At 71.1% G+C, this 5,795-nt stretch carries 5 protein-coding genes and 1 pseudogene; 1 reads left to right on the top strand and 5 read right to left on the bottom strand.

What is annotated here, in order from left to right; translation table 11 throughout:
- Positions 1-829: histidine kinase dimerization/phosphoacceptor domain-containing protein (locus ACFFNX_RS40025; RefSeq protein ID WP_378211380.1), on the bottom strand; the 829-nt coding region annotated here is incomplete at its 3' end.
- Positions 830-1,210: 381 nt separating this feature from the next.
- Between ACFFNX_RS40025 and rho the strand changes: the two are divergent.
- Positions 1,211-2,350: pseudogene (gene rho, locus ACFFNX_RS40020) on the top strand (transcription termination factor Rho); the annotation flags it as partial.
- 18 nt (positions 2,351-2,368) lie between these two features.
- Here the strand turns inward: rho and ACFFNX_RS40015 are convergent.
- From ACFFNX_RS40015 to ACFFNX_RS40000, 4 genes are all read right to left on the bottom strand, one after another.
- The gene (locus ACFFNX_RS40015; protein WP_378211379.1) at positions 2,369-3,082 is read right to left on the bottom strand and encodes a hypothetical protein; all 714 of its coding nucleotides are present in this window, start codon (positions 3,080-3,082) and stop codon (positions 2,369-2,371) included.
- A 144-nt stretch (positions 3,083-3,226) separates the two neighbouring features.
- Positions 3,227-5,029, bottom strand: a complete 1,803-nt coding sequence (gene glmS / locus ACFFNX_RS40010) for a glutamine--fructose-6-phosphate transaminase (isomerizing) (protein ID WP_378211378.1) — start codon at positions 5,027-5,029, stop codon at positions 3,227-3,229.
- Positions 5,030-5,041: 12 nt separating this feature from the next.
- Positions 5,042-5,311 carry a hypothetical protein gene (locus ACFFNX_RS40005; protein WP_378211377.1) on the bottom strand — a complete coding sequence of 90 codons (270 nt, stop codon included), beginning with the start codon at positions 5,309-5,311 and terminating at the stop codon, positions 5,042-5,044.
- 240 nt (positions 5,312-5,551) lie between these two features.
- A partial coding sequence (locus ACFFNX_RS40000; RefSeq protein WP_378211375.1) for an SDR family oxidoreductase occupies positions 5,552-5,795 on the bottom strand: 244 nt, incomplete at its 5' end.

The raw sequence follows: 5,795 nt of genomic DNA, 5'->3' as shown, positions 1-5,795 counted from the left end.
CCTCGCGCAGCAGCCCGAGGACGTGGTCGAGGTCCTCCAGGGCGGTGCGTCCGGTCTCCTCGATCGCGGTGAGCGCGCGCCGGGCGAACTCCGGGTCGCTGTCGAGCACGCGTGCCGCCGCGGCCGCCTGCAGCGTGGTGACGGTGAGCGCGTGGCCGACCGAGTCGTGCAGCTCCCGCGCCAGCCGGTTGCGCTCCATCAGCGACTCGGCGCGCCGCTCCAGGTGGGCCAGCAGGTCGGCGGCGGACGGGCCGAGCAGCAGCGGCGCGAGCCGCGCGAACAGGGCGCCGACCCCGGCGCCGAGGTAGGCGATCGCGGGCAGCGTCAGCAGCGCCAGGGGCACCGACCAGGACGGCGCGAACACCCACGTGTGGCCGAGGAAGCGGCGCGTGGTCTCGCGGTCGAGGAACGGCGTCTCCAGCAGGAACAGCATCATCGGCACGCCGAACACCACGGCGAACCCGGTCGTGCCGCCGACCCCGATGTGCAGCAGCCACCAGACGGCGGTGCGGCGGCGTGAGCGCCACGACCGCAGGCCCTCCGGCGTCTCCTCGGGCAGTGGCACGCCGAGCAGCGTCTCGGCGGCGGTCCGGCACAGGACCCGTACGGCCGGGATGAAGGCGACGGAGCCGGAGATGACGATGAACGCGGCCAGCATGATCACCGTGTCGAAGAAGCCGCGCGTCGGCTGGTCGCTCACGTTCCGCATGATCTGGACGAGTGCGGCGTAGATCAAAAGGTACGGCACCAGCAGCGCCGTGCCACCGAGGAGGAAGGTCCAGCGCCGATAGGTGGTGACGCTCACGAGCGGGCGGACCACGGATCTCATGCCGTCGATCCTGGCAGAAGGCGCCGTCCGTCACCTCCCCCGTACGAGCGAGGCCGGCCTTTCGCGCGGCGGTGTGGCGGAATAACGGCGGCGTGGTATACGCTGACGATGTCGCCGAGGATTCCGGCTCGTTCCGGATAGGTGCCCTTCCCAGCCGGTGCGGCTGCGTCTTTCTCACCCTCCTTCTTTCTCGGGTGACCGAACCTCCCCCGCGAGATCGATGCCTTCTCTCGTGGATTTCCGCCGTGGCGTGCACCGGGTTTCCGGGCCGCGTGCTCTCTTCCGCGTGCCCTTCCTCCGATCGTTCCGCCGAAAGGACCCCTGATGACCACCGTGATCGAACCCACCGCCGCGCCCCGCGCGGCTCACACCGAGCCTCCCGAGGAGAACCCGCCCGTGCCGGTGTCGGGCATCCTCGACGTGGGGGACAAGAACGCCTTCGTCCGGGCCACCGGCTACCTGCCGGGACCCGGCGACACCTATCTGTCCGCCGCCCAGGTCGAGCGGTACGGGCTGCGCCCCGGCGACCACGTCGAAGGCGCCGCGCGCTCTCCCCGGCCCGGAAACCGGCGGGAGAGGTTCCGCGGCCTCGTCCGCCTGGACACCGTCAACGGCCGGCCCGCGAACGATCCCGAGAACACCGGTAAAAGGCCCGTGTTCGCCGAGCTGACGCCGTTGTACCCGCAGGAGCGCCTGCGGCTGGCGACGGGCCGGGACGACCTGACCGGGCGCGTCACCGACCTGATCGCCCCGATCGGGAAAGGCCAGCGCGGGCTCATCGTCGCACCGCCGAAGGCGGGCAAGACCCTGGTGCTCAAGGCCCTCGCGAAGGCCGTGCGCGCCGCCGACCCCGGCTGCCACCTGATGGTCGTCCTGGTCGACGAACGGCCCGAGGAGGTCACCGACATGCGCCGGTCGGTGGACGCCGAGGTCGTGCACTCCACCTTCGACCGGCCGGCGAGCGAGCACGTCACCGTGGCCGAGCTGGCGATCGAGCGGGCCAAACGACTCGTCGAACTCGGCCGTGACGTGGTCGTCATCCTCGACTCGATCACCCGCCTCGGCCGGGCGTACAACCTCGCGGCGCCCTCGAACAGCCGCATCCTCGCCGGAGGCGTGGCCACGAGCGCGATCCACCCGCCGCGCCGGTTCCTCGGCGCCGCCCGCAACGTCGAGGACGGCGGCTCGCTGACCATCCTCGCCTCGGTGCTCGTGGAGACCGGCTCGCGCATGGACGAGGTCTTCTTCGAGGAGTTCAAGGGCACCGGCAACATGGAGCTGCGGCTACGCCGTGACCTCGCCGACCGGCGGATCTTCCCGGCCGTGGACATCGCCGCCTCCGGCACACGCCGCGACGACCTGCTGATGTCACCGGCCGAGCTGGAGACGGTGAACCGCCTGCGGCAGATCCTGACCGCCCTCGGCCCGCAGGAGGCCCTCGAACTCCTCCTCGGCAAGCTCCGCGACACCTCCTCCAACGCGGAGTTCCTCACCCAGATCCTGCGCGAGACCGCGCGCTGACCCCCTCGCCCCTCGCGTTCACAGCCATTCGTCGCCGGGTCCGGTCGGCATGAACGAGCAGTACGGAAACTCCCCGGCCATCTTGTCGAGCGGCGCCACGATCCCGTTCCGGCCGTTGATGTAATAAACATCCTCATCGGCGATGCTCACGACGTTGGCGAAGGGGGGAACGGCGGGGTTGTGACGCCCTAGGTAAAGGAATCCCCGAGCGCCCGGAATGTTGCGCAGATACGCCGCGATCTCGGACGCCCCGCCGGGCATGTTGCCATCGAAGGGGCTCCTCAGGTGCTGGGACGCCATCCAGAGGAACTCATCGAAGGTCGCCTCGCGCTTCATCTGACCGGCGACCGAGACGGTGCCGCCGAGAAAGTCGTCCACCGCCAACGCGGACGCGGATGAGTTCGGGGTGAATCTCCTCGCCTTCAGCGGATTCACGTTCTCGGCGACCTCGCGCATGGTGTCGCCCGTGAAGTACCGCCAGTCCGTCCACCTCATGGACCGCGAGATCTCCCCGATTCTCTTGGCGCCGGCGCGCATCAACACGCCGTCCTCGCGGCCGGGCTGCTCGAAGAGGGACGCGTACGCCTCGGTACCCCGAGGCCGGAGAGCGGAGAGCGGCCGGGTGATGTCCGCGTAGGTGTGAGAGATCCCCTCCGCGGTCGTGTGAAAGAACTTCCCGGACGCGCGGAAGACGGTGTTCGCGAGGTCTCTGCCCGCCGAGCCGCCGACCATGCCCAGCATCATACAGACATGAGTGTATTTTTAGCCGTGTTCCGGAGTGGGGTTACGGCGCATTGTGATCGTTGACTGGTGAGGCCTCCGGCAGGCGGTTCGGCGACCAGGCAGAACTCGTGACCGGGGGCCTCGTGGCCGCCCCTAGTCGACGGTGACGCTCTTGGCCAGGTTTCGTGGCTTGTCGACGTCGTGGCCGAGGGCGACCGCGGCGTGGTAGGCGAGCAGTTGCAGGGGGATCGGCAGCAGGATCGCGTCGAGCTCCGGCTCGTTCTTGGGTACGACGACGGAGTCCTCGCCCGTCTCGGTGTGGCCGATCGTGATGACCCGGCCGTGCCGGGCGCGGATCTCCCCGAGCGTCGAGCGGTTCTTGTCCAGCAGTTCGTCGTCCGGCACGATCGCGACGGCCGGCAGGTCGGGGCTGATGAGGGCGAGAGGACCGTGCTTGAGCTCACTCGCCGGATACGCCTCCGCGTGGATGTAGGAGACCTCCTTGAGCTTTTGCGCCCCCTCCCGCGCGACCGGCCAGCCGCGCACCCGGCCGACGAACAGCATGCTGCGGTACTTCGCCAGATCCGCGGCGAGCGCGGCGATCCGGTCCTCCTGGCGCAGGATCTCCTCGATCTGGCCCGGCAGCGCCCGCAGCCCCTCGGCGATCCGCCGCCCGTCGGCGGGGGACAGGTCGTGGATGCGGCCCAGGTGGAGCGCGAGCAGCGCGAACACCACGGCCGTCGAGGTGTAGGCCTTGGTGGAGGCCACCGCGATCTCCGGCCCGGCGTGCAGGTAGACGCCGCCGTCGCACTCGCGGGCGATCGCGCTGCCGACCGCGTTGACCACGCCGAGCACCCGGCCGCCCTTGCGCCGCAGCTCCTGGACGGCCGCGAGCGTGTCGTAGGTCTCGCCGGACTGGCTGACCGCGATGTAGAGCGTGTCCGCCTCGACGACGGGGTTGCGGTAGCGGAACTCCGAGGCGGGTTCGGCGTCGGCCGGGATGCGGGCCAGCTCCTCGATGAGCTGCGCGCCCACCTGACCGGCGTAGTACGCCGAGCCGCACCCGAGGATCTTGACCCGGCGGATCGCCCGCGCCTCGCGTGGGTCCAGGTCGAGCCCGCCCAGGTGCGCGGTGTGGAAGCGGCCGTCGAGCCGTCCGCGCAGCGCGCGCTCGACCGCGGCGGGCTGCTCGTGGATCTCCTTGCGCATGAAGTGCGTGTAGCCCTCGGCGTCGTAGGCGGCGTCCTCGGTCTCGATGACCGACGGCTCCTTGCGCGTGGCGCGGGCGTCGAGGGTGGACGTGCGGAACCCGTCCGGGCGGATCGTGGCGAGCTCGCCGTCGTCCAGGTGCACCACCTGGCGCGTGTAGCGGACCAGCGCGGCGACGTCGGAGGCCGCGTACATCTCCTTCTCGCCGATGCCGAGCACGACCGGGCTGCCGTTGCGGGCGACGACGAGCACGCCGGGGTGGCGCGTGTCCACGACGGCGATGCCGTACGTGCCGACGATATGCGACAGCGCCTCGCGTACGGCGTCCTCCAGCTCGGCGGCCTCCGAGCGGGCGATCAGGTGCGGCAGGACCTCGGTGTCGGTCTCGGAGGTGAGGACGACGCCGTCGGCCGCCAGTTTGGCGCGCAGCTCGTCGGCGTTCTCGATGATGCCGTTGTGCACGACCGCCACGCTCCCGGCGACGTGCGGGTGGGCGTTGTCGTCGCTCGGCTCACCGTGCGTCGCCCACCGGGTGTGGCCGATGCCCGTACCGCCCTTGAACCGGGCGGGCAGGCTCGCCGCCAGGGCGGCGACGCGACCCTCGGCCTTGCGCACCCGCAGGTCGCCCGAACGGCCGACGACCGCCAGCCCGGCCGAGTCGTATCCGCGGTACTCCAGGCGCGCCAGTCCCTCGGTCAGGATGGGGACGGCGTCCCCGGGTCCGGTGTAGGCGACGATTCCGCACATGAGGACTTCCTCTCAGCCGTAGACGATCCGCCGGAGCTGGCGCAGCGACAGCTCCGGCGGAGCCACCCGGCGCTGCGGCAGCTCGGCCGCGACGCGTTCGAAGATCTGGTCGTTGGTCAGCCCGTGCGCCTTCAGCTCGGCGTGCCGCCGGCGGACGAAGTCCTCGGCCTGTTCGGCGAAGTAGGCCAGCACGTCGGCCACCACGCGCGCGGCCTCACCCGCGCTCAGCGACGTCGTACGGGTGAGGTGGACGAGAAGGTCGTCGTACACGCGGTCGGGCATATGCCAGGATCTAACCCGATGCGGTGGAGGGAAGCCAAGTTTCCTGCCCGATATCGGGCAGGAAACAGGTCTTATGGCCTGTCTCAAGGTCCCCGTTCGTAGCGACTCCAGGGGGCGCGTCGCAAGGCGGGGGAGGGAGTCGGCCTGGTTCGGCCGTCGGCCCTCCGCGGGGTGGGGGCGACAACGCGGCGAGGCGCCGCGCGGCCGGACAGCGGGACTTTGGGACAGGCCCTCCGGAGGTCAGGCGGTCGCGCCGCCGTCGACGGTGAGTTCGTGCCCGACGACGAACGCGGCCTCGGGGGAGGCCAGCCACAGGACGGCGGCGGCGACCTCCTCGGCCGCGACGATCCGTCCCGCCGGCACGCGGGCCGCGACCCGCGCCGTGCGGTCCTCCTCGCTCTCGCCGGGGCGCATCGACATCGCGGTGGCGACCGGCCCGGGACTGACCACGTTGATCCGTACGCCGTCGGCGGCGGCCTCGCGC

Origin of the sequence: Actinoallomurus acaciae (assembly GCF_042429965.1) — a bacterium.
Classification (GTDB): Bacteria; Actinomycetota; Actinomycetes; order Streptosporangiales; family Streptosporangiaceae; genus Actinoallomurus; species Actinoallomurus acaciae.
Note: the sequence above shows the minus strand (reverse complement) of the source record. Positions and strands in the feature narration are given on the sequence as shown.

Bases quoted from the DNA above. Each gene is read 5' to 3' on its own strand.
- ACFFNX_RS40015 (WP_378211379.1), bottom strand. From the start codon at position 3,082: ATGGTCGGCGGCTCGGCGGGCAGAGACCTCGCGAACACCGTCTTCCGC.
- glmS (WP_378211378.1), bottom strand. From the start codon at position 5,029: ATGTGCGGAATCGTCGCCTACACCGGACCCGGGGACGCCGTCCCCATC.
- ACFFNX_RS40005 (WP_378211377.1), bottom strand. From the start codon at position 5,311: ATGCCCGACCGCGTGTACGACGACCTTCTCGTCCACCTCACCCGTACG.